Origin of the sequence: Geobacillus sp. 47C-IIb, assembly GCF_014679705.1 — a bacterium.
GTDB lineage: Bacteria > Bacillota > Bacilli > Bacillales > Anoxybacillaceae > Geobacillus > Geobacillus thermodenitrificans.
This window is the reverse complement of the sequence record NZ_CP061473.1, coordinates 2,612,615-2,638,405: the sequence shown is the minus strand read 5'-3', so window position 1 is coordinate 2,638,405 and position 25,791 is coordinate 2,612,615. Positions and strand designations below refer to the sequence as shown.

General features: G+C 48.6%; 25 protein-coding genes and 1 pseudogene. 5 read left to right on the top strand and 21 right to left on the bottom strand.

The genetic code is table 11. The features are described from left to right. Positions 1-25: 25 nt before the first annotated feature. The 3 genes from IC804_RS13345 to IC804_RS13335 all read right to left on the bottom strand — a co-directional run bounded on the left by IC804_RS13345 (position 26) and on the right by IC804_RS13335 (position 3,584). Positions 26-1,036: an ABC transporter substrate-binding protein gene (locus IC804_RS13345; RefSeq protein WP_011886878.1), complete on the bottom strand. Its 1,011-nt coding sequence runs from the start codon at positions 1,034-1,036 to the stop codon at positions 26-28. 136 nt (positions 1,037-1,172) lie between these two features. Beyond that, a complete protein-coding gene (locus IC804_RS13340) occupies positions 1,173-2,717 on the bottom strand; it encodes a fatty acid--CoA ligase family protein (protein ID WP_041264243.1) in 1,545 nt (514 codons plus the stop codon). Between the two features lie 132 nt (positions 2,718-2,849). After that, a complete protein-coding gene (locus IC804_RS13335) occupies positions 2,850-3,584 on the bottom strand; it encodes an MBL fold metallo-hydrolase (protein ID WP_011886876.1) in 735 nt (244 codons plus the stop codon). A 152-nt stretch (positions 3,585-3,736) separates the two neighbouring features. On the opposite strand from IC804_RS13335, the gene yhfH reads away from it, so the two are divergent. Continuing rightward, entirely contained in the window at positions 3,737-3,874 is a 138-nt protein-coding gene (yhfH, locus tag IC804_RS18960; protein ID WP_008879108.1) for a protein YhfH, read from the top strand. A gap of 331 nt (positions 3,875-4,205) precedes the next feature. Here yhfH and IC804_RS13325 read toward each other — a convergent pair whose 3' ends face one another. The 8 genes from IC804_RS13325 to IC804_RS13290 all read right to left on the bottom strand — a co-directional run bounded on the left by IC804_RS13325 (position 4,206) and on the right by IC804_RS13290 (position 14,674). Then, positions 4,206-6,590, bottom strand: coding sequence for a YhgE/Pip domain-containing protein (locus IC804_RS13325; protein ID WP_081156980.1), 2,385 nt, complete (start codon positions 6,588-6,590; stop codon positions 4,206-4,208). A gap of 74 nt (positions 6,591-6,664) precedes the next feature. Then, complete coding sequence (locus IC804_RS13320; protein WP_008879110.1) at positions 6,665-7,237, bottom strand: TetR/AcrR family transcriptional regulator; 573 nt, start codon at positions 7,235-7,237, stop codon at positions 6,665-6,667. A gap of 199 nt (positions 7,238-7,436) precedes the next feature. After that, positions 7,437-8,879 (bottom strand): protoporphyrinogen oxidase, encoded by a 1,443-nt coding sequence (gene hemY / locus IC804_RS13315; RefSeq protein WP_011886874.1) that lies wholly within the window; start codon positions 8,877-8,879, stop codon positions 7,437-7,439. Further along, positions 8,872-9,822 carry a ferrochelatase gene (gene hemH, locus IC804_RS13310; RefSeq protein WP_081156979.1) on the bottom strand — a complete coding sequence of 317 codons (951 nt, stop codon included), beginning with the start codon at positions 9,820-9,822 and terminating at the stop codon, positions 8,872-8,874. The genes hemY and hemH overlap by 8 nt, the downstream gene beginning before the upstream one ends. Before the next feature lie 15 nt (positions 9,823-9,837). Further along, a complete protein-coding gene (hemE, locus tag IC804_RS13305; RefSeq protein WP_081157087.1) occupies positions 9,838-10,875 on the bottom strand; it encodes a uroporphyrinogen decarboxylase in 1,038 nt (345 codons plus the stop codon). Positions 10,876-11,078: 203 nt separating this feature from the next. Then, complete coding sequence (locus IC804_RS13300; protein ID WP_081156977.1) at positions 11,079-12,479, bottom strand: hypothetical protein; 1,401 nt, start codon at positions 12,477-12,479, stop codon at positions 11,079-11,081. A gap of 246 nt (positions 12,480-12,725) precedes the next feature. Next, on the bottom strand, positions 12,726-13,940 hold the full coding sequence (locus IC804_RS13295; RefSeq protein WP_008882055.1) for an ABC transporter permease: 1,215 nt from the start codon (positions 13,938-13,940) through the stop codon (positions 12,726-12,728). Further along, positions 13,937-14,674, bottom strand: coding sequence for an ABC transporter ATP-binding protein (locus IC804_RS13290; RefSeq protein ID WP_008882056.1), 738 nt, complete (start codon positions 14,672-14,674; stop codon positions 13,937-13,939). The genes IC804_RS13295 and IC804_RS13290 overlap by 4 nt, the downstream gene beginning before the upstream one ends. Before the next feature lie 473 nt (positions 14,675-15,147). Here IC804_RS13290 and IC804_RS13285 point away from each other — a divergent pair, with 473 nt between their 5' ends. Beyond that, a complete protein-coding gene (locus IC804_RS13285; RefSeq protein ID WP_029761443.1) occupies positions 15,148-15,570 on the top strand; it encodes an HIT family protein in 423 nt (140 codons plus the stop codon). Positions 15,571-15,604: 34 nt separating this feature from the next. Here the strand turns inward: IC804_RS13285 and IC804_RS13280 are convergent, their stop codons facing one another. After that, positions 15,605-16,441, bottom strand: coding sequence for a peptidylprolyl isomerase (locus tag IC804_RS13280; RefSeq protein WP_008882059.1), 837 nt, complete (start codon positions 16,439-16,441; stop codon positions 15,605-15,607). 278 nt (positions 16,442-16,719) lie between these two features. Between IC804_RS13280 and IC804_RS13275 the strand changes: the two genes are divergently transcribed. Then, positions 16,720-16,809 carry a YjcZ family sporulation protein gene (locus tag IC804_RS13275; RefSeq protein WP_078172610.1) on the top strand — a complete coding sequence of 30 codons (90 nt, stop codon included), beginning with the start codon at positions 16,720-16,722 and terminating at the stop codon, positions 16,807-16,809. Positions 16,810-16,891: 82 nt separating this feature from the next. Here IC804_RS13275 and IC804_RS13270 read toward each other — a convergent pair whose 3' ends face one another. Further along, positions 16,892-17,071: a hypothetical protein gene (locus tag IC804_RS13270; protein ID WP_008882060.1), complete on the bottom strand. Its 180-nt coding sequence runs from the start codon at positions 17,069-17,071 to the stop codon at positions 16,892-16,894. Between the two features lie 195 nt (positions 17,072-17,266). Here IC804_RS13270 and IC804_RS13265 point away from each other — a divergent pair, with 195 nt between their 5' ends. Then, entirely contained in the window at positions 17,267-17,608 is a 342-nt protein-coding gene (locus tag IC804_RS13265; protein WP_008882061.1) for a YhaI family protein, read from the top strand. Here the strand turns inward: IC804_RS13265 and IC804_RS13260 are convergent. Beyond that, entirely contained in the window at positions 17,601-18,206 is a 606-nt protein-coding gene (locus IC804_RS13260) for an HTH-type transcriptional regulator Hpr (RefSeq protein WP_029761444.1), read from the bottom strand. The two genes, IC804_RS13265 and IC804_RS13260, sit on opposite strands and share 8 nt — an antisense overlap. 155 nt (positions 18,207-18,361) lie before the next feature. Here IC804_RS13260 and IC804_RS13255 point away from each other — a divergent pair, with 155 nt between their 5' ends. Further along, positions 18,362-18,550, top strand: coding sequence for a membrane protein YhzF (locus tag IC804_RS13255; RefSeq protein WP_029761445.1), 189 nt, complete (start codon positions 18,362-18,364; stop codon positions 18,548-18,550). 116 nt (positions 18,551-18,666) lie between these two features. Here the strand turns inward: IC804_RS13255 and IC804_RS13250 are convergent, their stop codons facing one another. The 7 genes and pseudogenes from IC804_RS13250 to IC804_RS13220 all read right to left on the bottom strand — a co-directional run bounded on the left by IC804_RS13250 (position 18,667) and on the right by IC804_RS13220 (position 25,710). Beyond that, positions 18,667-19,191 carry a tryptophan transporter gene (locus IC804_RS13250; protein WP_011886865.1) on the bottom strand — a complete coding sequence of 175 codons (525 nt, stop codon included), beginning with the start codon at positions 19,189-19,191 and terminating at the stop codon, positions 18,667-18,669. A gap of 94 nt (positions 19,192-19,285) precedes the next feature. Continuing rightward, positions 19,286-20,368: a 3-phosphoserine/phosphohydroxythreonine transaminase gene (serC, locus tag IC804_RS13245; protein WP_171355418.1), complete on the bottom strand. Its 1,083-nt coding sequence runs from the start codon at positions 20,366-20,368 to the stop codon at positions 19,286-19,288. Between the two features lie 128 nt (positions 20,369-20,496). Next, positions 20,497-20,682: a sporulation YhaL family protein gene (locus IC804_RS13240; protein ID WP_008882066.1), complete on the bottom strand. Its 186-nt coding sequence runs from the start codon at positions 20,680-20,682 to the stop codon at positions 20,497-20,499. Between the two features lie 13 nt (positions 20,683-20,695). Then, positions 20,696-22,240 (bottom strand): annotated as a pseudogene (locus tag IC804_RS13235) (IS1182 family transposase). Between the two features lie 252 nt (positions 22,241-22,492). Beyond that, positions 22,493-23,470 carry a 3'-5' exoribonuclease YhaM gene (gene yhaM / locus IC804_RS13230; protein WP_008882068.1) on the bottom strand — a complete coding sequence of 326 codons (978 nt, stop codon included), beginning with the start codon at positions 23,468-23,470 and terminating at the stop codon, positions 22,493-22,495. A 118-nt stretch (positions 23,471-23,588) separates the two neighbouring features. Beyond that, the gene (locus IC804_RS13225; RefSeq protein ID WP_081157531.1) at positions 23,589-24,818 is read right to left on the bottom strand and encodes an ABC transporter permease; all 1,230 of its coding nucleotides are present in this window, start codon (positions 24,816-24,818) and stop codon (positions 23,589-23,591) included. Beyond that, entirely contained in the window at positions 24,811-25,710 is a 900-nt protein-coding gene (locus IC804_RS13220; RefSeq protein WP_060475655.1) for an ABC transporter ATP-binding protein, read from the bottom strand. The genes IC804_RS13225 and IC804_RS13220 overlap by 8 nt, the downstream gene beginning before the upstream one ends. Between the last annotated feature and the right edge of the window lie 81 nt (positions 25,711-25,791).

Sequence of the window (25,791 nt, the reverse complement as noted above, 5' to 3'; positions counted from 1 at the left end):
CCTTCACGGAAGGAGGGATAACCGTTTATTCGATATATTCAGCGATCGAATCCCATTCTGGGTTGAGTTCAATTCCCATTTCTTGCGCCGCTTTTTTGTTAATGACAAGCTTTAATTTTTGTGGGTATTGAACCGGCAGATCGGCCGGCTTCTTGCCGTCTTGCAAAATTTGCGCCGCCATTTCCCCAGCTTCGTAACCGATGTCATAATAGTCAAACCCATATGCTGCAAACCCGCCGCGCTTCACCGAGTCGAGCTCGCCGACGAAAAGAGGAATGTCATGTTCATTGGCGACTTGAATGACCGACTCAAGTGCTGACACGACCGTATTGTCGGTAATGATGTACAGACAGTCAACTTTGCCAACGAGTGATTCAGTCGCCTGTTTCACTTCGGCCGACGTAGATACTGATGCAGAAACGATTTTCAAATCGGTGCCTTCCATTGCTTTTTTCACTTGATCGACTTGGGCGACTGAATTTTGTTCACCGGCGTTATACACCATACCGACACGGTTACCTTTAATATACTTAGTAATAAACTCCACTGTTTTCGGAATCGCCTCCGGATGTGTGTCGGTCGTACCTGTCACATTGCCGCCTGGCTGTTCCATCGATTGAACCAGTTGGGCGCCAACCGGGTCGGTCACTGACGTAAAAATAATTGGAATGTCTTTTGTTGCATTAAGCGCCGCCTGTGCGCTTGGCGTCGAGTTGGCGAAAATCAAGTCAACGCCATCGGAGGCAAAGTTTGTAGCAATCGTTTGGTTATTGCTTTGGTCGCCTTGGGCGATTTGTACATCATACTTGACGGACAGCCCCTTGTCCTTTAGCGCCTGCTCAAATCCTTCGCGCGCCGCATCAAGTGACGGATGCTCGACGATTTGTGTCACCCCAATTTTATATGTTTTTTCCTTCGCTTCCTGCCCGTCGTCGTTTCCTTGGCTGTTTCCCGTTTCTTTCGCTCCAGTGCAGCCGCTAAGCGCCAAAATACTTGCTGCGCATAACGCCACAAGCCGCTGCATATGTTTGCCCATCATCCGATCCCCCCTATGTAGATAAATTTAGTCCTTTTGAACGTTTATGCTTTTATGTGTCAAATTATATAAGTTTATCTCTTTAATTTCAATATACTATTCAAAAAAAAGAAAAAGTGCTGAACATTCAGCACTATTAAGTGTGAGAAGCAGTCAACCGTTCTTTCAATGCTCTCCGTAAAATTTTTCCTGTCGCATTTTTCGGAAGTTCCTCTAAAAAGTCGATTTCACCCGGCACTTTATACTTCGCTAACCGCTCGCGGCAGTAGGCGAGCAATTGCTCCTCCGTTAGTTCTGGATTTTTCGTGACGACAAACGCCCGTACCATCTCGCCGTAATCCGGATCTGGCACACCGATCACAGCGGCTTCAACGACATCCGGATGGCTATACAACACTTCCTCGACTTCGCGCGGGTACACGTTGTATCCACCGACGATAATCATCTCTTTCTTTCGGTCGACGATATAGAAATAACCATCTTCGTCCATGCGCGCCAAATCACCGGTGTGCAGCCAACCGTCTCGCAAGGCAGCGGCTGTTTCTTCCGGCATTTTGTAATACCCTTTCATGACATTGGGACCGCGGACGACAAGCTCGCCTACTTCTCCGATCGGCACTTCTTCACCATATTCATTGACGACTTTGTTTTCAACGTTTTTAATGCTCGTTCCAATTGAACCGGGCTTGCGCGGCCGGTCGAGCGGATTGAAACACGTAACCGGCGACGCTTCCGACAGTCCATACCCTTCTGAAACGATCACATTGAATTTTTTCTCAAAGTTTTCAAGCAACGCGACCGGCATAGAAGCACCACCCGAGATGCAAAGACGAAGCGTCCGCAAATCGTCTGCACTTCCTTCTTCATGTTGATAAAGGAAGTTGTACATTGTCGGCACACCGGCAAAAATCGTTGCCTTTTCTTCGCGGGCTAGCGCAAACAATTGTGATGGGCTGAACTTTGGCATGATAAGTACTGTTCCTCCATTCATCAGCGGAGCGTTGAGCGCCACTGTCAGACAAAAGACATGGAACATCGGCAAGGCAGCAATCACGCGGTCATTTTCATTAATGCCTAAATAATCCGCCGTGTCTTGAGCATTGCTGTACAAGTTTTTATGGGTAAGCATCGCTCCTTTTGGCTTACCGGTCGTTCCGGACGTATACAATATAACAGCGACATCATCATCCTTCAGCTCCGGCCCTGTAAAATCTGGGCTGCCGGCAGCCAACACTTCTGCAAACGATTTCATCTCTCCCGACAATGAAATACCTTTTTCTTTCCCTTGTGGCGTTTCACAAACGATCGCATACTTCAATAGTGGCAGCCGCTTCTTCGCTTCGGCAAACAGCGGGGCGAGCAAATCGAGTCCGATCGCCGCCTTGACATCGCCATTATGTAAAATGTAGGAAATCTCCTCCGGCGTATAAATCGGATTAATCGGAATCACTGTCGCCCCAAGCCGAAGCGCTCCATACAGACTGACGACAAACTGAGGAGAATTGCCAAGCAACAGGGCGACATGGTCTCCTTGGCGAATGCCAAGTTGCGCCAGTCCATCAGCAAATTGTGATATGGCAGCATTCAATTGCCGATACGTGCATCGTTCCCCCATAAACACATATGCATCCTTGTCTGGTAGTTGTTTCGCCATTTGCGCTAGCCGCGCTGTTAAATTCATCATCATCCCCCCAAAATGAATGAATACCCATTCATTTTATAAGTAAAAAAATTCGAACTATACCAATTATAAAAAAAAGAACAGCAAAGAGCAAGAGAAAGCGTTTCCTTTGCTGTTCTTTCGTTGCTCAACTTATCGCTCCCAGACAAGACCGGTTCGGGCAAGGCGAATGACACCGCGAAACGTCCGTCCCGCCTCCTCGATGAGCTGTTCATGACGGCCAATGTGCGGCAAATGCGTCAACCATAGTTCACCAACGCCCGCTCCTTCAGCGATGGTTGCCGCTTCTTCACTCGTCATATGTCCGGCAGGCGCTGCGTTTTGTCCAGCGTAAAAGTTGCATTCACAAATGAGCAAATCAGCTCCTTTAGCAAACGGCACAAACTCCGGTATATAGCTAGAATCAGCCGTATACACGATCGTGTTGTCGCCGGCGGTAATACGCATCGCGTAGCAAGGCACCGGATGAACCGTTTTTAGAAATGTAATTGAAAACGGCCCAACAGCAAGCTCCCCTTTCGGATCATAGGCGATCCCTTCCGTAATGCCGTTATGCGTTAAGCGCTCAAATGCTTCCTCGTCTTCCGTGTGACCATAAATCGGCAGCACCGGCAAGTCAGCTCCTAATGTTTTATGGATGAGGCGCGCGTATTGAAGCGGGCCAATATCAGCGATATGGTCGTAATGGTAATGAGAAAGGATGACCGCATCTAAATCTTCTACGGTCGTATAATTTTGCAGCTTAGCAAGTGCTCCGCTCCCACAATCGACAAGTAGGCGAAAACCGTCATGCTCGAACAAATACGCCGATGTTGCTTCATTGACGGCTGGAAACCCTCCCCAATAGCCGATGACCGTTACTTTCATTTCCTGTTCTCTCCCTTCATTCATTTTGTCTTCATCATACACAATTGTGTTCATTTTTTCATCTTTGTCGCCTTTTTGTTTTAAAACACATATTGACACATCGTTTTGTGTTATAGTACAATAAAGCTACCAAGACAACGGAGGGGATCGAAATGTTAGTAAAAGTGTTAGAATTTTTCAAAAACCTACCGCCCAAAAAATGCATGCACTGCGGTAAAGAAATGGATGAACAGCATGAATGTTACGGCAACATCTGTTCTGACTGCCTTGGCTCCGCTTACCGCCAATAGGTGAGCGGACGCTGCCCTTGCGTCACGTTTGCCGGCTGCCCCGCCGGCGATAGGCTGTTCCCCGATGCAGCCTGCCTTTTCCGTAATGCCTCCTTCCAAGGGGGCTTTTTTTTGACGCTAAGCCTGACGCACAGCTAACATCTCTCATTCATCTCATAATACCATAGCACCGCTGCGACAAAGAAACAACGGATTGCTGCTTTAAAAGGGAGGGAAATTCCTTTCCGAAACAATGAAAATCAAACAAAAGGGCTGATCTCAAAAGGACGTTTTACAACCTTTTGGGATCAACCCTTTGCTCATGAAATGACGCTCTTCAAGTCAAAACCAATCACGCTTCAACCGTTGTTTCAGTTTCTGTCCATACCGCATAGCGGCGGCGATAAAGAAGGCAGAAATACGCAAGTGTCCCTAAAGCAAAGACTGTCGCCACTATAGCCAATATCGCCGCCTCCTTCCACATTAACACGAAATCACCGCCCGAAATAACGGTCCGCAGCCCATGGATGGCATGGGTCATCGGCAACCACGGATGAAGCGATTGCAGTGCGTCCGGAATGAGCTCAAGTGGGTACGTGCCGGCGCTTCCTATAAGCTGGGCGATGAGCAGCAAAATGGCCAGGAACCGGCCCGGATTGTCAAACAAGGTGACGAGAAATTGGACAATCATCATAAATGCCATACTAATGATCCACGTAAACAGCAGGAAGCGCCAAACGCTTTGTACATGCAAGTCAAGCCCGTACAACACCCATGCATCGGCCAACAGTGTTTGTGCCGCCGACACAATAGCCAATACTCCCCATTTTCCAAAAAACCAAGCCACCCCGGACGACGGCCGTTCGACTGGTTCACGCAACGGAAAGACGATCGTCAATAGCAGAGCCCCAACAAACAAGCCAAGCGATAAAAAGTACGGAGCAAAGCCAGTTCCATAATTCGGCACGTGGTGGAGTGGCCGTTTGTCGTTTTGTACTGGATCTGCGATCATCTCGGATACACGCTCGTTCGCTTGAATACTATCTGCCTTTTCCGCTCCTTCGCTTAAGCGGTCAGCCAACTCACCCGCTCCTTGTTCAAGCCGTACGAGTCCGGTTGACAGCGATCGTCCACCGCGGAGAAGACTATCAAATCCTTGATGGAGCGAAGTCGCACCTTCAGCCACAGCAGAAACGCCGTCGGAAAGTTTGTTCGCCCCGTCCGCCAACTCACTTGTTCCGGAAACAAGCTGGCTGGAACCAGTAGCAAGTTGGTTGACTCCATCAGCCAGCTTGCTGCTGCCGACTGCGACTGTTTGTGCCCCTTGATAAGCGGCTTGAAGCTGGTTTTCAAGCTCCTTCGCACCATCGACCAGTGTTTGTTGGCCGGCCACTAAGCGATCAGCGCCATCGACAAGCTGCTGTTGTCCGTTAACGAGCTTTCCGATGCCTTCTTGCACTGCCTGCTGCCCCGAAGCGAACGCCGCTGCACCGTCAGCAAGCTGAGAAGCACCGTTTTTGATGCGTCCCGCTTGGTCAGCTAGCCCGCGAATGCCAGTTGCTACACTCTCGCTTCCCTTTACAAGCGGTTGAAGCTGCTCATAAAGCGTCTGCAAAGTTGCTTTTTGCTGCGGATCGTCCGTTTGCTCAATCAGCCTTTCAAGTTGAGCCGCATACTGCTGCAGCCCTATGTTCACTTCACTCGCTCCGTCAGCCGCCTCACCCGCCTTTTGTTGCCACGCTTGAATTCCTTCACCCAGCTCAGCCGCCCCGTCACGAAGCTCGTTCGCCCCACTAGTGAGAGATGGCAATTGTGATTGCAGTTCTTTCATACTATGAAGCGAAGTGTGCAATCCATTCGCGAGCGACGATGCCCCATTTTGAGCTTCTACAGCGCCAGAAGCAAGTTTTTGGCTGCCGACTGCCAATTTTCCAAGCCCATCCTGAAGTGCCGTCGCTCCAGTTTGTAGTTGTTTTGCCCCGTCACTCGCCTCTTGTAACCCGTTTTCAAACGTCAATGATTTCTCAGCTAACTCGGTTAAATAATGGGACAAATCAGACGCCCCGTCCTTGACTTTTTCCGCTCCAGCGGCCAAACTAGCGCTTCCTCGCTCCGCCGCTTCCATTCCGTCGGAAAGTGAACGGCTTCCTTGTCCCGCTGTTCGGAGCCCATCGTGCAGCTGATTTGCTCCTTGACTTGCCTTATCGAGCCCGTCGGCTGCTGCCTTCATGTTCGTCAACATTGTTTCTGCATACGTTTTTGTTACATTTTTCGAAATTTCTTCTTTTATTGCCTCAATGGCAGAATCGCCAATCTTTCCAGCTAAATAATTCGCCCCTTCATTTGGGATGTATACGAGTCTCAGCGGCTTTGGGTTGCCGCTTTGCACCGTTGTTGCGTTAGCAGAAAAATCACTGGGAATAATGACGGCCATGTAATACCTTTGGTTCTTCAAACCATCATCCACTTGCTTGCGACTGACGAACTGCCAATCAAACGTTCCATTTTCTTTCAGCCGCTTTACCACATCGTCGCCAAGGTTAATTTTCTTGCCGTCAAGCACCGCTCCCTTATCTTCATTGACGACCGCCACCGGCAGCTGATCTACATGGCCGTACGGATCCCAAAACGCCCATAAAAACGATCCGCTATAAAGAAGAGGAATGAGCAAAATCGCTAGAATCGGAATGAGCACTTTCGGGCGGAAGATAATCGTGCGCAGTTCTTTTATCAACATAGAGTGGCTCCCTCCTTTAAACAAATGACCAATTCGTTCATTTAGTCAAAAAGATCAAAAAAAGATAGGATTATCTACTTGGACAATCCTTGTAAAAAATAAAGCGCAAACAATTCGGCAATTTGTTCTTTTGTCAGCGGTTGATGATCTTTCTCCCAATCGACAATGAGAGCAATGTACATCTTTAGCATTAAAAACGCCGTTATTTCCGCATTGCATGGGCGGATTTCCCCTTTTTCCACCGCCGCCTCAATTTTTTGCCGAATAAACTCAACCATCGCCCGGTCGAACTTAGTCAGCACTTCCTGCACCGCTATCGTGCCAATACTGCGCATTTCTTGGAGCAGCTTCGCTGTCAGCTGGTGGCGCTGGCGGAATTCTAAAATACGGTACAGAGCTCGATGAACGTTTTCGGAAAACGGCAACGACGAATCCATCGCTTGCTCAGCTTCTACTTTGATTTCCGCGATCAAGGACGAAACGATTTCATCAAGCAACTCCTCTTTGCTTTTAAAAAACGTGTAAATCGTCCCTTTGCCGACGTTGGCGAGCTTGGCGATCTGTTCCATCGTCGTTGCCTTGTAGCCGAAAGCAGCAAACGATTGAGCTGCTGCTTCGATAATCTGCCGTTTACGATCGCTTGCCATTAGCCTCATCCTTTAATATGACTGAATGAACGATTTGGTCAATTCATTTTTATCCTATCATAGACCTGCCTCCGGCGTAAAGGGCAAAAATAATACACATCTTAAGACACAGTTGCGGCACCCTCTACCTAAAGAAACGACACCATTCATCCCCAGGCAAAGCATTGCCTGGGGGCTGATGAGTCGATGACTAAACGGCTTATTGAGCGCTGCTGTACACGGCTTCTGCCGATCGGTTTGATTCCCCTTGCCGCAAATAATCAAGCACATCACGGACCGCCTTCTCCCCTTGATCAATGCAATCAGGCAATCCGAGACCTTCATAGGAGCTGCCAGCTAAAAACACCCCTGGCAGCTCCGCCGCCATATGCTGCTTAATCGCCGCCAGCCGCTCTCGATGCCCGACTGTATATTGCGGCATCGCCCGCTTCCAACGGGAGATGACGGCAAATTCCGGATGGCCATCAATTTTCATCACTTTGTTTAAGTCATCAAGCACGATGCGGACGATCTCATCGTCCGGCTGATCAACGATGTCTTCATCCCCCGGTCGTCCGACATAGCCACGCAAAAGCGCTTTGCCAGGCGGTGTCGTATGCGGCCATTTTTTATGCGTCCACGTGCACGCCGTCATTGTGTAATCGCTGCGTCGCGAGACGACAAACCCAGTGCCATCAATATCTTGGCGGATCGCTTTCTCCGGAAAAGCAAGCGCCACCGTCGCCACCGATGTCAGCGGTACCGAACGAAATGGGGCGAAAAACGGATAATCAGCGAGCATGTCCGGTACAATGTGGTGCGGCACAGTGATGATCACGCTGTCCGCCTCCCATGTTTCACCAGTGCTCAATTGAAGACGGTACACCGAACCAGCCCGGGTGATCCGCTCGACACGCGTCCCTTTGATGACACTGCCCGGTTCAAGCCGCTTTTCCACTTCTTCAACGAGCGACTGCAAGCCGGTTTTTAATGTCTGAAACGCTCCTTTTCGCTCTTTCTGTTCTTTTGGCGTCGTTCGTTTTGCTCCTCGAACGAGGCTGCCGTATTTTTGTTCGAGCTGAAAAAACTGTGGGAACGTCGCCATTAAACTCATTTCGTCAATGTCACCGGCATAAATGCCAGACAGCAGCGGTTCGATCAAATTGTCCACCACTTCGTCGCCTAAACGGCGGCGAAAAAATTGGCCGAGCGGCATGTCACCGTTTGTTTTCACCGGCGGCAACACGAAATCGAGTGCCGCTCGCAGCTTGCCGACTGGAGAAAACAGCCCAGTCGTTAAAAACGGGGCGATGCGCGTCGGAATGCCCATCACCGCTCCGCCTGGGATCGGATATAATTGGCCGTTTACTAAAATGTACGATTTCCCAGTCGCATTGTGGACGATTTCATGTTCAAGGCCAACTTCCTTTACAAGACGGAACGCGCTCGTTTTCCTTGCCAAAAAAGAGTCTGGGCCACGCTCAATGACATAGCCGTCACGGATGACCGTCTGCACTTTTCCACCGAGCCGGTGTGTTGCTTCGACAAGCTTACATGTCAGCGGCAGACGCTGTTCTTTGATCGCTTTTTGCAAGTAGTAGGCAGCAGTGAGACCAGTAATGCCACCGCCGATAATGACAACCGTCCGTTTCTCTTCACTCATGCTCATCGCCTTCTTTTGCAAGCCGTTTTAGCACGACCGTCGCCAACGCATCAATAAACAGTGGATCGGTGTTCGGCATTTCTGGCCGGTAATAGCGGGCGCCAATTTCTTCGGTCACTTGTTTACATTCAATATCATTATCATACAACACTTCTAAATGATCGGCGACAAAGCCGACCGGCGCATAAACAAACGATGTATAACCTTGTTCATCGTGCAACTGGCGCGTCAAATCTTGCACATCCGGGCCTAACCAAGGCTCCGGTGTATTTCCAGCACTTTGCCAACCAACGGCGTAATGAGTGACACCGGCTTGCTCGGCGATGCGCTTTGCCGTGTCTTCAAGTTGCGCCGGATACGGATCACCAGCTTGGATGATTTTTTCCGGCAGGCTGTGGGCTGATACGATGAGCACCGCCTGCTCCCGTTCACGTTCCTTCATGGCGTCGAAAATAGCTTTCACTTTTTCCGACCAATATTGCAAAAACTTTGGTTCGTCATACCATTGATCGATCGTGTAAATGACCGGGCCACCAAGCTTTTCCGCCGCCGCTTTTGCCCGCTCGTTGTACGAGCGGATGCTGAATGTGGAATAATGCGGCGCCAAAACGATTGCCACCGCCTCTTTCACACCGTCAGCATGCATGCGCTCGACCGCATCCTCGATAAATGGCTCGATATGTTTCAGCCCTAAATACATGCAAAACTCGACTTCATCCTGCATTTCGTTCAGCCGCTTCTCGAGCTGTTTCGCCTGCGCTTCCGTGATTTTAGCGAGCGGTGACAGCCCGCCGATCGCTCGGTAGCGCGCTTTTAAGTCGTCAATTTGTTCTTGTGGCGGCTTCCTTCCATGGCGGATATGCGTGTAATACCGTTCGATATCGTCTTCTTTATACGGGGTTCCATACGCCATAACAAGCAGTCCGACCGTTTTTTTCGCCATTGTGTTGCACCTCTTTTATTTCGTTGAAGTATAGTCATGGATAAAGGCAGTCAGCCGTTTCAATGTCGCCGGTTGGACATCCGGGAAAATGCCATGACCTAAGTTGAAAATATAGCCCGGCTGCTCCATCCCTTCGTCCAAAATACGCTTCACCCGCTCCTCGATCACATCCCACGGCGCAAGCAGCACTGCTGGATCCAAGTTGCCTTGAATGGATTTTGTAATGCCTCGACGGCGCGCCTCGCGAATCGATAACCGCCAATCAAGACCGATGACATCAAGCGGCAAGTCATTCCATTCGTGTGCCAAGTGGCTCGCACCGACGCCAAACATGATGAGCGGCGCTCCTTCTTCACGCAAGGCAGCAAAAATACGCGCCATCGCCGGCTTAATAAATGTCCGGTAATCGTCTGCATTGACAGCGCCAACCCAAGAGTCAAAAATTTGCACCGCGCTTGCCCCGGCTTGAATTTGTGCTTTCACGTAGCGGATCGTCATCTCAGCGAGCTTGTCCATTAAAGCGAACCACGCTTTCGGTTCGGCATACATAAACGCCTTTGTCTTATGATAGTTTTTGGATGGACCTCCTTCAATCATGTAGCTGGCCAACGTAAACGGCGCGCCGGCAAACCCGATGAGCGGCACATCGAGTTGTTCGTTGACTAGGAGCCGGATCGTCTCAAGCACGTACGGCACATCATGTTCTGGATCGATCTCCCCTAGCCGTTCAACATCATGGAGCGAGCGGATCGGGTTGGCGATCACCGGCCCGACGCCGCCGCGAATTTCTACATCCACACCGATCGCTGGCAGCGGGGTCATAATGTCTTTGTATAAAATGGCAGCATCAACGCCATATTGCTCAACCGGAAGCCTCGTGACGTAAGCGCAAAGCTCCGGCTGGTGCGTAATCTCAAATAGTGAATATTTTTCTTTCAGCGCCCGATACTCCGGCTGCGACCGTCCAGCTTGCCTCATGTACCAGACCGGCACATAAGCCGTTTTTTCACCCCGGCAGGCACGCAAAAAGGTATCGTTGATTCGTCTTGTCATCTCCATCCGCCTTTCTTTCATCTATTCCAGACAACCGTTTTCTCATTTTTTGCACATTCACATTGCTTATCTCTTTTTCACTATACAGCTTTCGCTGTCCAATGTATAGAGAAGGAAACAAACTGTCAAAAAATCGCCCGATTTTTCAACACATGCTTATTATAACAAAAAAGCCGCCCCGGCCGCACGGGACAGCGTTTTCTTTAAATGAGAAACATGGCGACAACGGTCGTGACCGCTAAACCGACAGCGACTGGAATTAAGTTGCGGCGCGCCAATTCAAATGGGTCGACTCCGCAAATGGCAGCCGCCGGAATGAGCGCCCATGGAACGAGCGTGCCACCGCCGACCCAAATGGCGGCAATCTGGCCAAGTGCCGTTAACGTAGCCGCTCCGCCACCAATGGCAACTGCGAACAAATGGGCGACCGAACCGGCAAGCGAGATACCAGAAAACCCGGAGCCGTCAAGACCGGTAATGGCCCCGACGATTGTGAGCGTCACCGCTCCGATCTCATTGCTCAACGGCACCGCATGGGCTAAAGCCACCCCTAAATCGTTGACAATGCCCTGTGACGCCTGTGGCAAATAGTCACCGATAATTTTCGCGAACCCGGCATCGCCAAGATAGAAAAAGGCAGCAATGGGAATAACAGGGCCGAACACTTTAAACCCGAACTGGAATCCCTCGATAAAATAATTCGTCACTTCCTCAAAGCTTTCTTGTCGGTGAGCTAAAATAGAAATGAGAATTAAAATAAAAATCGCTGTGCCGCCAACTAGAGCCGTTGCCTCGCCGCCTTGCAAGTGCAAATAAAACATCGCAACAACATCAAGAGCAAACAGCACCGGAATCAAAAACGCCAGCCATTTTTTGGTTGGCTCGGCCAGCAGCCCACCCGTTTTCTCGAGCGTCGAATCGGTGGCCGCAGCGATTTCTGCATCCCCACTCGTCAAGCGCCCTCGCTTCATGTCGCGGCGCAACAAATAAAATGCGGTGACAGTCGTGACCACCCCCATAACAAAAACGAGTGGTACACTAGCAGCAATTACCTCGCTAACCGGCAATCCGGCTGCATCAGCCGTCAATTTCGGCGCCGCTTGAATGATAAAATCACCAGAAAGGGCGATACCGTGTCCGAACAAGTTCATCGCCATCGCCACCCCTAGCGCGGGCAGCCCGACGCGGACCGCCGCTGGCAATAGCACCGCCCCCATCAGGGCAACGGCCGGAGACGGCCAGAAAAACCAAGAAATCACCATCATCAACATCCCGATCGTCCAATACGCCCAAGCCGGCGTGCGAATAAAACGGACAAATGGCGACACCATCACATCGTTAATACCAGTCACCGACAGCACTTTGCTCATCGCGACAATAATCGAGATGACTAAAATCGTCGGCAACAGTTCGGTAATGGCGTAAATAAAGCTGTTAAACACCCCGCTCACTGCCGCGCTCAGTGAATGGGTGGCGACCGCCGCCAACAAAAAAATGCCGGCAATGCAAACGAGCGATGTATCTTTGCGGGCAACCATAAACCCAATAATGAGCATGATAAACAGCAAGTAAATCCAGTGCAGTGCCACAAGCTCTACACCCATAAACTAATCCCCTTTCTCCCCAACTTCCAGCCCGTCCCCCCGGACGTGCACCTAGGCCGGTGTACTACAGCATATGAAACGTGCTCAGAGGTGTGAGAACAAAGTGCAAACAACAGTCTGAAGCACAATCCGGGAACAGAGATGTGAGGAAGAAGCACAAGCAGAAGTGTGAGTGTGGACAAAGGTGTATAGTGCGGAGACATGTTCACCAAAAGTAAAAAATGCCGGCGCCAACACCAAAAAGCGTTAGCGCCCGGCTTTTCGCTCGTGTCGCGGGCGTACATATCGTTTGGCCGTCCAAACGCCCCAAACGATTCCACCCACCCATGTGACAAGCCAAAGAAAGTGCGGGGAAACAGCAAACAACACAAGATGAAACACGGTATTTTGTCCGATAAGCAAGATGGAGAACAACCGAATGGCAGCAGCAGCCGGCTGCGTTCGCGGCAGCGGGTACAGTTGTGTCCATAGCAAATACCGATGGCGAGAAGGTAGTACCGATAACTGAATGGCGGTCGCATAAAGAAACAAAAACAAGATGGCTGCCTGTGCATATTCGTGATCGACCACAACGAGCAACACGCTCCCAATCATCGTCAAACGGATGTATAACCCCGCATACCCGCCAGCGCGAAGAAATGTGCGTACGTACAAGTAAAAAAAGGCGTTCCCTTGCCCGTACGGGATCAGACGAAGCAACGGGTCAAGCCAGCGTCGCCGCTTCGCTTCCTCCTTCCATTCGGGGACATCGGTAAACAAGTTCGCCAATCGATAAAACGCTCTTGCTGCGCGCTGCTCTTCGGCAATAAGCCGATCCCATTTCCACATTTTATCTTTCGTTAAACGTGCTAAGTAAATCGAAAGAGCCACCATCAGCGCAACAATCGTCACTAAAAACAGCCATGGCGCCTCTGCCAGCCAAAAATAAACGGCTAATGTGGCTAACCCAAAGCGGGCGAGCGCGCTTTGGCGGTGAAAAGACGGCTCGGCGATGTAACTTCCTTTCCAAGCGGCCCATAAATTCCAAAACTTTAAGCCGACGAGTCCAAGCAAAAAAAGCGGCCACGGCACCGAAGAAAACCGGGAGTGAAGCGGGCCGGCCAACAAAAGCAGCAAGCAGAGGCCGTATACATGCCACATGGCTGAGAAGAGAAATGCCCGGCGAATATACGGGCGCAGCTGCCATTCAGCAGCCAGCAAAAACACTGTATCCGCCTCACGAAACAACGTGCGCACCGTCCCCGCTGCAGCTGCCCAGCCGAACGCCACCGCAGCAATGGCCGCATATGGAAACGAGTCGGGAAGCGTCTCGACCCAACGCTTGTACGTGACCGCTACACCGCTAAGAACGATGATTAAACCAACGAGCAAGTGATCGTTCAACATATAGCGCAAATAGCGCGCCCTCTTTTTCCCCTCGGCTCGGAGACGCTGCCACCAAAGCTTACGGGCATCGATCATGGCGCATCGTCCTTTGTCAATTCGATATATACTTCATCGAGCGTCGCCGCTTTAAGCCCGAACTGGCGGCGAATATCGTCAAGTGTCCCTTTCGCTTTGACGCGTCCTTGATGCAAAATGATGAACGAATCACAATATCGCTCCGCTGTCGCTAAAATGTGTGTCGACAACAAGATGCCTGCCCCCTTCGCCTTTTGTTCATTCATCCGCTCCAGCAACGCATGTATGGCGAGCGGGTCAAGGCCGAGAAACGGCTCATCGATAACATAAAGCGGCGGCTCAAGCAAAAAAGCACAAACAATCATCACTTTTTGTTTCATCCCTTTGGAAAAGTGCGCTGGAAACGAGCAAAGCCGCCGCTCTAAGCGAAACTCACGAAGCAGTGGCGGAAGGCGGCGCTCATATTCCTCTTCACTAAGTCCGTACGCCATCGCCGCTAGCCGCAAGTGCTCTTCAAGCGTCAATTCTTCATACAACACCGGTGTTTCGGGAATAAAAGCAAATTGCTTCCGGTACGTTTCCGGCTTCGCAGCCAACGTATATCCGTTGACCGAAATTGTACCGCGACGCGGTTCCATCAGCCCGATAATATGTTTGATCGTCGTACTTTTGCCAGCACCATTTAAGCCGATTAATGCGACCATTTCTCCACGTTCAACCGTAAACGTCACATCCTCAAGCACGTTTTGCGAAGTATATCCCCCGTATAAGTGCTCCACTTGCAAAAGCGTCATCGTTCGCTTCCTTTCCGTATCTTGAATCACGTTTGTCCCCATTTTACCAAAGAACGTCTATCGTTACCAAAAAAGTTCTTTTCGTCGTCCTGTATAAATGCTCTTATCCCGGGCATGATAAATAGCGAAGAGGGGATGGGGAATCACCAAATAAAAACCGATGAACAATCCATCTGAAATGGGGTGTTTGTCAAAGACACCTTTGTGAGCTGCAAGACGTTGTAACTGTTCATAAATAAAGACCATCTATTTGTTGCTCGAAAGCAACGAACCTGTCCAAAAGGGGATGGTCACCTTGAACAAAGGAAGCGCTCACGTCTAAACGACTTTGTCGCAAATGGGGTGTTCATCAAACGCACATTTGAATGATCCTCTCCCCTTTTCATCGACCGGGATGTAATCGTTTCACGGGATTACATCCCGGTTTTTTTATGGTAAAATGAAGAAAACGAAAGGAAAGGGTGACCGTTTCCGTGAGCGATTGCATTTTTTGCAAAATTATTAAGGGCGAACTGCCGGCGGCGAAAGTGTACGAAGACGAGCACGTGCTCGCATTTTTAGACATCAGCCAAGTGACAAAAGGGCATACGCTTGTCATCCCGAAAGTACATACAGAAAACGTTTTTACCCTCACTCCTGATATGGCCAGCCGGCTGTTTAGCGTCGTACCGACGATCGCCAACGCATTGAATAAAGCGTTCTCACCAGCCGGGCTCAATTTGCTGAACAACAATGGCGAAGCAGCCGGGCAAACGGTGTTCCATTACCATCTCCACCTTATTCCGCGCTATGGCAAAGGCGACGGGTTCGGAGCTGTTTGGAAGTCACATGCAAGCGACTATACGCCTGCCGACTTGCAAGCGATCGCCGCCACAATCCGCGAACAGCTCAACTAAAAAACCGGAAGCAGGGGTTTCCTGCTTCCGGTTTTTATTGTTGCTCAAGCACATCTTGCAAATCTTTGTCTTTGATTTTGACATTAGCATCTTTCACAAGCTTGTCCACTTTCGACTGCATCGTTGACGGGTCGAGTTTGCTCCGTTTCACTTCAAACGTTATTTCTTCTTTCATTTTGTCAAACGTTTTTTTCTTTTCCTTATCCGTCACTTTAATGATATGGTAACCGTAATCCGTCTTGATCGGGTCGCTCACTTCACCGACTTTCAGCTTGTAGGCAGCCTCTTCAAACTCTTTGACCATTTTCCCTGCGCCAAACCAGCCTAAGTCGCCGCCGTTAGAAGCCGAGCCAGGATCTTGCGAGTATTCTTTCGCCAACTTGGCGAAGTCCTCGCCTTTGTCCAACTTCGCTTTCACTTCTTTCGCCGTTTTTTCATCTTCCACTAAAATATGGCTGGCGCGAACTTTCGGCTTGTAATTGTCATAATACTCTTTCAGCTCTTTATCCGTCACTTTAATGTCTTCAATAGCCGCTTTCGCCCGTAGCAGGTCGAGCTTGATCATCTCGCGGATCACTTTTTCTCCATTTTGCTGTACAGCTAGGTCGTACTGTGTGCCGTACGCTTCCTTAATCCGTTCGATTTCACGGTCAATTTCCTCATCGGTCACCTTGTACTTTTTGCTCAACACTTTTTCATCAATCAAGTCGCGTAGCACTGTCTTGCCGACACGCTCTTTCATCTCATTATAAAATTCATCTTTCGTAATAGCACCGTTTTTCGTTTCCACAACTGCTTCTGAATCGCCGTTATTGCAGGCCGACAAAGCCATAAGCGAAACAACGGCGGTAGCCATCATCCATTTTTTCATTTGTTTCACAACCCCTATATCTTTTTTCGTTTTTCCTTTTCCGCGAGGCCGGCTATTGATGTTCCGGCATCAAGCTTTTAGACCTGTTCAACATGTCAACGGCACGGGGAAACAAAACACCTGTCCGCCTAAACCACGACAATAACTATATCACATTTACAGCCAAAAAAAAACCTCTTTCCATTTTAGTCATCTGCCCATCACATGTACGCTTGCCATACATATGATGGGGATGAAGCACTGTGCTGGTGTTCTCCTTGCCGAAAGGGGGTGTTACGATGAGCGCACCTTATAGCGGAGGGTTTTCGTTAATTGTCGTGCTGTTTATTTTGCTAATCATTGTCGGCTGTGCTTGTGTCATCTACTAAATGAAAGAGGGTGCTCCCACGCCGGGAGCACCCTTTTTCTTCATCGTCCCCATCTTCACCTGTGAGCAGGGCGGGCAGCTTTTTATGTAAACAATACTTCGAAATAGGAAGAAATCAATAAAATCGTAATAAGTACATTAATCGTGCGAAAAACGGCCGGCTGTTGCTCCTCCGGAATATCGCGCTGTGCACAGAGCGAGTGGGTGAGCTTGTTCACCAAAAACAAAATCATAACCGCCAGAGGGATAAAATAAAGCGCCAAAGCTGTTCCCCTCCTCCCCATCTTAGCCAAACGCCGCCCATGGCTTTAACTTTACATCGTTCATAGTGAGAAATCAATCTTTTTTTCTCTTCCGAGCATGGCGAACCGATTTTTTCTATTGGTTAATGTGAACAAATTCGGTAAAATATACGTAAAAGCCGTCATAATTTTATGTCAGCCAAAGGAGCACGGTGTATGGAATCATTGGAAAAGCGAGTGGCCAAGCTCGAATTTCACCAGTCATTGCTGATGGAAATGGTGGATGAAGCAAAAAAACCGTTTTATTCTCTCATCATCCGCGCTGATTTAACAAAAGAAGAAGTCGACGCGTTCCTTTCGTTTTGCCAGGAGCTCGCTGAACAATATGAGCAGCAAAAAGCGGAAGGATTGACAATCTTCACTCCCCTGCTCGTGCAATTTGCCGGGATGCTTCATCCGAACCTTCCGCTTGAACAAACAGTTGATGCCATGTTGGCTCAACAAATGTTCGTGCCGCTCATGACAGAGCTAAAAACACTCATCCGAACTGTCAGTTAGCCTGGCTGGCCAGTTCTTTCTCGTGCTCTTCCGCTTTTGGCGCCCGCTTGACGAGTTTGCCATCTTGCTCAACAAAATCTTCTTTAATGTTTTCGAACGCCCGTTCAAAAATCTCCATAAAGTCGTCCCCATAAATATTGCGGACGATGCACATCATTTCTAAAATTTCAGGAAACTTACCATATAACTCGCGTAACGGCAGCGCCCCGTTAAAGACGGCATTTCTTGTTGGGTCGTATGTCTCCATCAATTTCATCAGCACTTCTTCGCCTTTTTCCGTCAGCTCAATGTACGTATTGCGCTTATCATCTTGTTTTTTAGAAAACGAAAGCAACCCTTTTTCTTCCAACTTCTTCGAGAAATTAAATGCTGTCGAGACGTGCATCACACCAAACTTGGCGATTTCCGAAATGGAGGCGCCTTTAAAATGGTACGCAATCCATAAAATATGGTGTTCGTTAATGTTCAAGTTAAACGGTTTAATCCATTGTTGCCAATCTTTTTCAATCGATTTCCACAGCGCCTTGCTCAGCTGGGCGATCCGTTGGCTAAATAACATGGCCTCTTTGATGGAATAATGTTGTTCCGTCGATTTCATCGTTCCACCCACTCTTCCCTCACCGTATTTTTTACTTTCTATTATATCAATAAAACAAAAAGGAATAAAGACAAAAATATTTATTTTTATAATTTTTTCTGCATATTCATATTAGTAAGTATAAAAGCGCTTGCTGCATACAGGGGGAGAACATAATGATGTATATACAATGGCTGTTTGCTGCTGTTGGATTCTTATTTTTCTGTTTTTTTATAAACGCGTTTGTTTCCTTATGGAAAGCGCGGGCGTATCCGCCGAAAGCGCTGTTGAAAGAGCAGGCAGTGCGCTATATTGGAATAGCGTCCATTTGTCTGCTCGTTGCCTGGCTTCTCGGCTACGCCTAGCACTTATTTGAATTTTCACATAACAGAAGGTAGTAACCAGGCTAGCAATGGGCTTTTTTTGCCTACCCACTTTGATAGCAAAAAACCCGACCAACAATGATCGGGTTTTTTGCCGTTTACACGTGCGCTGTGACGTTCATCCGTCGGAAAATCGATGCCACGATCGGATAGACGATGACCATCGCCACCGTGTTCAACGCCGCAGCTGGCAGCACAACGGTGACAAACAGCGTCGAAAACGCCGCTTCACCTGGCAACCCGACGATCAAAAGCACCGCCGTCAAAAACACCACACCGGAGATGACGGTGCCGACAGCCGTCAGCACCGCGGCTCCGATAACCGTTTGGCTATATTTTTTCAGCAATGTCACTAGGGCAAACACAACAAAGGCGGTGATGATTTTATCGATCACATTTGGCAGCTGCCCGCCCGGGAACGTCGTCGTCATTGCCGAGATCAAGCCGGTGGCGACACCGACAATACCAGCCGCTTTAGCACTTGGAAACAACAAAATTGCCAAAAACATCATCGCCAGCATCATGTCCGGCTTCATGCCGGCAAACAACCCGGGAATGACCGCGTGCAGCACAGCTCCGATTCCGACTAACAGCGCCATCGATACTAATGTTCTCACATTCATGCTCATCTCTCCTCTTCTCTCCTCACCTATTCTCTTGCTTGAGAATTTTTCTATCATTATATCACTTTGCAGTATAAAAGTGAAGAAAAAATTTTCAGGCAAAACGGCGACGGAAGTCGTTCATAAATGCCGCGAGTGCCTCGCACGCCTCAAGCGGTACAGCGTTGTAAATCGACGCTCGGCAGCCCCCAACCGATCGGTGTCCACCAAGTCCGACAAAGTTTCGCTCCTTCGCTTCTGCGAGGAATGCCTTCGTCAGTTCTTCACTCGGCAGTGTGAACGTGACGTTCATGAGCGAGCGACTTCCTTTTTCCGCATGCGGTTTGTAAAAGCCTCCGCTTTCGTCAATGGCCTCATACAGCACAGCTGCTTTTTGCTGGTTGCGCGCTTCGATTGCCGCCACTCCGCCCTGTTCTTCAACCCATTCGAGCACGAGCGACAGCATATAAATCGCAAACGTCGGTGGTGTGTTGTATAACGAATTGCTTTTTTGGTGCGTCCGGTAGTCGAGCATCGTCGGCAGCCCATCCGGAATGCGTTCAAGCAAATCGTTGCGGATGATGACGACCGTGACTCCCGACGGGCCAAGATTTTTTTGCGCTCCAGCGTAAATCAAGGCAAACTTGCTGACATCAAACGGCCGGCTCAAAATATCACTTGACATATCAGCAACAAGATCAACCGGCACGTCTGGAAACTCATTCCATTGTGTACCAAAAATAGTGTTGTTGGACGTAATATGGACGTAGGAAGCATCTTTCGGCCATTTCACGTCGTCCAACGATGGAATATACGTGTAGTTCGCCTCCTTACTTGAAGCGACGACCGTCGTCAAACCGATTTTTTGCGCTTCTTTCAGCGCTTTTTCCGACCATGAACCGGTTAAAACATAGCAGCCGATTTTCCCTTCGGTGAGGAAATTCATCGGCACCATCGAAAACTGCAGACTCGCCCCACCTTGCAAAAATAAAATGTCATAGCCATCCGGTACGTTGAGGAGTCGCTTGAGCCGCTCTTTCGCCGCATTGTGGACGGCGTCATATTCCTTGCTGCGATGGCTTAATTCCATCACCGACATGCCAGTGTTCTGGAAGTTGAGCAGCTCCTTTTGCGCCCGCTCGAGTACCGGCAACGGCAGCGCCGACGGGCCGGCGTTAAAATTGTACACGCGTTCCACTGTCATCCCTCACTTTATTCTCCAGGTAGTCCCTTTGATATTATTATCCTAACACGAATTTTTAAAAAAGAAAGGGAATTTTTTGAAAAAGCGCTTTCAAATGATGTCCCCAAAAAAAAAGCCCTTGATTACAAGGACTTTGCTTGCTTTCGCCGCTCGCGCTCCTGACGGATGCGCTCCATATAAATCTCCCCTTCTTTTTCAATGAACGCCTCATCGATTTCCCGCTCGCGCGCTGCTGTTTTCACGGTCATATAACCGCTGAAAATAATACCGGCAACAACTAAGTAGATCCACCACGGCAAGCTAAGCATCTCCATCCCCCTTTTACTGTGCTTGTCTTACTAAACTATACGCACAAGCAGGCAACCGTATGCATAAAGAAAGAGGCGGATATACCGCCTCCAGACTGTTGACAAAATGGGTTTCAGACGAATGTCTGAAACCCATTTTGTTCCATAAATAGACTATGTTTTCAAAAAAAGTGGGTAGGATGGGAAGCCATGCAAAGGAAAAGAAAGGGCGGTGCTTCGCCTTCCATAGGTAATTCGCCAGTTTTTTTAAATTCATGGCAGCACAAACAAGCATCGCCTGCGCCTCATTTTTTTCCAATCCCCGGTAATGCGTCCAGCGCAGACCATGCTTCTCTTTCATATCGGCGAAATCCCGTTCAATCGTCTCTTTTCGGAGGGCATAGAGTTCCCGGTATTCCGGAACATACCGCAAATGCTCTGCTTCTTCATAGTAGTCCTGCCATACGTGGCGAGTGACTACTTTGGTGTAGCTCTTGCTTTGCGTGCACTGATGAAGATACGGACAGCTTCGGCACACCGCCGGGTCCGATTTGTATTCCCGGTACCCTTCCCGATTCGTAGTAGAGTAAGATAGAACTTGATCATTGGGGCATAGATAACAATCAAAATATTCGTCATACACAAAATCTGATTTCCGAAAGAATCCATCTTTTGTTTTCGGGCGAGTGTACGGCCAAATCGGCTTTACCCCTTGTTCGAGTAAATACTTGGCAATGGCAGGAGTTTTATATCCTGCGTCTACACACACGGCTTCCGGACATGATTGGATTTCCCGTTTCACTCGTTCGAACAGCACAAAAAACGCTTGACTGTCATGGACGTTGGCTGCCGTCACGTAGGTCTGTAGAATCCATCCGTTGCGATCACAAGCTGTATGATACGAATAGGCAAACACTCGCTCCCGTTCATTTTTCACCAACAGTCCGCTCTCCGGATCCGTTTTGCTTACTTTTACTTCCCGTTTTTTTTTTTCTCAGATGGCAACGGCGATTTTCCATGAGCGATCCGATCCCGTTCGATTTCTTTTTCGAGTTCCTGTTGGTAGGCTTTGGCTTCGACTTCTGCCATTTCCGTTGTAAACTTCTTTTTTATTGGCGCTTGCTTTGACATGAGTGGAGTCTACGTACAAGACACTCGAATCTACCAATCCGTGTTCAAAGGCTTCTTTTAAAATCCGTGAAAAAATTTGATGGAATACATCCGTTCCAGCGAAACGACGCGCATAGTTTTTACTTGGCGTCGAGTGATGAGGAACGGGATCATGAAGACTAAGTCCTAAAAACCAACGGTAGGCGACGTTGGTTCGGATTTGTTCGACGGTTTCACGCATGGAGCGAATCCCAAATACATACTGAATCAAATACATTTTAAACAACATCACTGGATCAATGCTCGGACGTCCATGATCAGGAGAGTAGAGATCTTTCACCACATCATAGATAAAAGAAAAATCAATGGCCGCATCCAGCTTTCTTACCAAGTGATCCTCTGGAACCAGATCATCCAGTTTCACCGTGGTTTCGGTATAGCGCCCATCTTCTTGGTGTGGCCGAAGCATCGTTCCTTTCCTCCATTTCTCCCTCGTCTTACCTTCATAATAAAACAGCTTGTCGACTTTGTCGACAAGCTGAGAGGCGGATATACCGCCTCTTTCTTCGGGACAACGCTTATGCTCGTCTCGTTTTTTCTTTCCCCTTTGCTTTCCTCCTCTGTCATCGCCGCTCGTTCGAGCCTTCTTTCAACTATGTTGGAGAATTGGGATGATTTCCATGATCGGTTCGATCCCGTCTCATCCCTCCTATCCCTGTAGCTATTTCTCATTACCCGCTGTCTTTGGCGCTGAAACAGCCAAAAACGCCGGCTTGTAAAATGAACGGTTGTCAAGGGCAAAAATGCGCTCGGTAAACTCGCCTGGCTTCACTTTTTCCAGTGCACGGTCGATCATATTCATCTTCGCATCTAAATTATCAATATAATGAAGCACTTCCGCCTCTTTGACAAGCGGCGGCTTCGGGCTGCCCCACTCCGCTTTTCCGTGGTGCGACAACACGAGATGTTGCAAAATGACGACCTCTTCGCCTTGAATGCCGAGCTGTTCAGCCGCCTTGCTAATTTCGCTGACCATGATTGAAATATGACCGAGCAAATTGCCTTCAAGCGTATACACCGCCGATACTGGGCCGGACAGTTCGATCACTTTGCCAAGGTCATGCAAAATAATGCCGGCATAAAGCAAGTCTTTATTGAGCGACGGATACAAGCGAACGAGCGCCTCAGCGAGTTCGAGCATAGAGACGACGTGATACGCCAGTCCGGAAATAAATTCATGATGGTTTTTCGTCGCTGCCGGATACTCAAAAAACGGCGTTTCATATTTTTTTAGCAAATAACGCGTAATGCGCTGAATATTTGGATTTTCCATGGAAAATATGTAATCCATCACTTTCGCCTTCATTTCCTCACGAGTAAGCGGAGCAGTCTCTAAAAAATCATCAACACGCACCGCTTCGCTCGGATGGGCGGGGCGGATCGAGCGGATGCGAAGCTGCAGTTTGCCGCGGTAATTATGAATATCACCGACCACTTTGACAATGCATTCCGGCGCGTACCGTTCCTCATCGTCAGGAGACACATCCCACAGCTTTGCTTCAATGTCGCCGCTTTTATCTTGTAAAATTAATGTTAAAAACGGCTTGCCGTTGCTGGCAATGCCTTTGGTTGCTGATTTAATGAGCAAAAACAAATCGACTTGTTCCCCGACTTCATAATGAATAATGCCTTTCGCCACGTTTGTTCTCCTCCGTTTCTCTTTACGTACCCTTTAGTATATCATAACGGTCGAACCGCAAAAAGAAAGCCTTGCCGACTAGGCAAGGAAACCGGGCTCCATCGTCTCTTTACACCACTTATTTTTTTGTCAGCTGAACGGCTTGTTTCATATCTTTGAAAATATTCATCCGCCCATACATGAGCACACCGCCGCGATACACTTTCGCGCCGATATAAATGAGCACAGCAATCGTCGCTAATAACAAGGCAAAACTGAGCGCTACTTCCCACATCGGTACTGAAACGAGACCGACGCGCAAAAACATGAGCATCGGGGTGAAAAAAGGAATGAACGAGGCACCAATGATAAACGCTGATTCCGGCATATTCAATCCAGACATGGCGATCATAAATGCGACGATAACCAATATCATTGCCGGGGTAATCGCTGACTGCACATCCTCCACACGGCTGACGAGCGAACCGAGCACAGCAAATAACACCGCATACAAGAGATAACCAAGCAGGAAGAAAATGAGCGCATACACCCATATCGACATCGACACATTGTCAAACCCTAGAAAGCGCCACAATTCCTGACCGTTCATTTTGAGAGCGGTGAACCCAACAGCAAAGAAAACGAAAAACTGTGTCAAGCTGACAAGCGCCACGCCGATAATTTTGCCAAACAGATGTTGAACGGGAGAAACACTCGACACTAAAATCTCCATCACACGCGACGATTTTTCTGTCGCGACTTCGGTAGCCATCATACCTCCGTACATGAGGACAAACATATACATTGCGAACAGAAGGACGTAAACAAGTGAACGCGCTTGGTTCAACTCCTCTTCGGTTTTCGCGTTTTCTTCTAGCGCCACCTTTTGAAACGGAACTGGTTGGTAAAGCACGGCCATTTGTTCCTCTGTGAGGCCGATTTTAGCAGCAGAAAGTGCTGTTTTCAGCTCATTTAACACTCGCTCCAGTTCTTCAGGCGTTCGATTATCTGCAATCGTATTCGCATAATAAGCTGCCTCCGGTAATCCTTCCGCATCCATAGACAATATGAGCAATCCATCCCATTCTCCTTCTTTGACAGCCCTTTTTGCTTCGTCTTCCATATCGGTAATTTTAGTTAACGTGATTTCTTCACGATTCACCTGCTTTTCGAGCGCTTTGTACAAAGATTCCGTACGGTCAATGACCGCGACATGCTCCTGTTCATCGCTGGTGAAAAACTCGATGATCGTCTTAATATTGGCCAATCCGATGATCAAGAGACAGGTAATAGCGGTTGTAATCAGGAACGCCTTCGCCTTGAGCTTTGTCACATACGTATGTCCTAATACAAGCCAAAATTTATTCATACGCAGCACCTACTTTTTCGATAAAAATATCATGCAAAGACGGCTCTTCCAAAGCAAATAGACGCACCGTCACCCGATCTGCGATATGGCGGAAGATAGCTTGCGCTGTCTCTTCATTGGCGATTTGCAATCGCACCCCTTCAGCCGTTTGACTGTATCGAAGGACGCCAGGAAAATCTTTCAATTCTTCAAATGCTCCTTCGCCGCGAATGAGAAGATTTTTCCTGCCAAATGACCGTTTCAACTCGCGCAGCGCCCCAGATACAATTGCTTGCCCACTTCGCAAAATGCATACATGCTCGCACAACTCTTCGACGTGTTCCATCCGATGACTTGAAAAAACAATGGTTGTTCCGTTTCGTTTTAAATCAAGCACCGCCTCTTTCAACAGCTCGACGTTTACCGGATCAAGTCCACTGAAAGGCTCATCTAAGATTAATAGATTCGGTCGATGAAGCACAGCGGCAATAAACTGGATTTTTTGTTGGTTGCCTTTCGACAACTCCTCAACCCGCTTGTTGGCGTAATCACGGATATGAAAACGCTCGAGCCAGCGATTGATTTCTGGGACAATATCGGCCTTTTTCATTCCGCGCAACCGTCCTAAATACAAAAGCTGCTCTTGCACTTTCAACTTCGGATACAATCCGCGCTCTTCCGGCAAATAACCGATCAGATGACTTTTAGAGTAATCAATCGATTCTCCTTGCCACCGAATCGTGCCTTCTGTCGGCAATAGGAGCCCTAAAATCATCCGAAAGGTCGTCGTTTTTCCCGCTCCATTTGCCCCAAGCAATCCAAACATTTTCCCTTCTGGAACCGTCAACGTCAAATGATCAACAGCCGTCGTCTGACCAAATCGCTTCGTCACATCAATGATCTCTAAACTCATCCACATTCCCCCAAAATAAAATGAAATTTCCACCCCTATATATAACGTCTACCACCTAAAAAAAGTTTCAACCACAAGCAG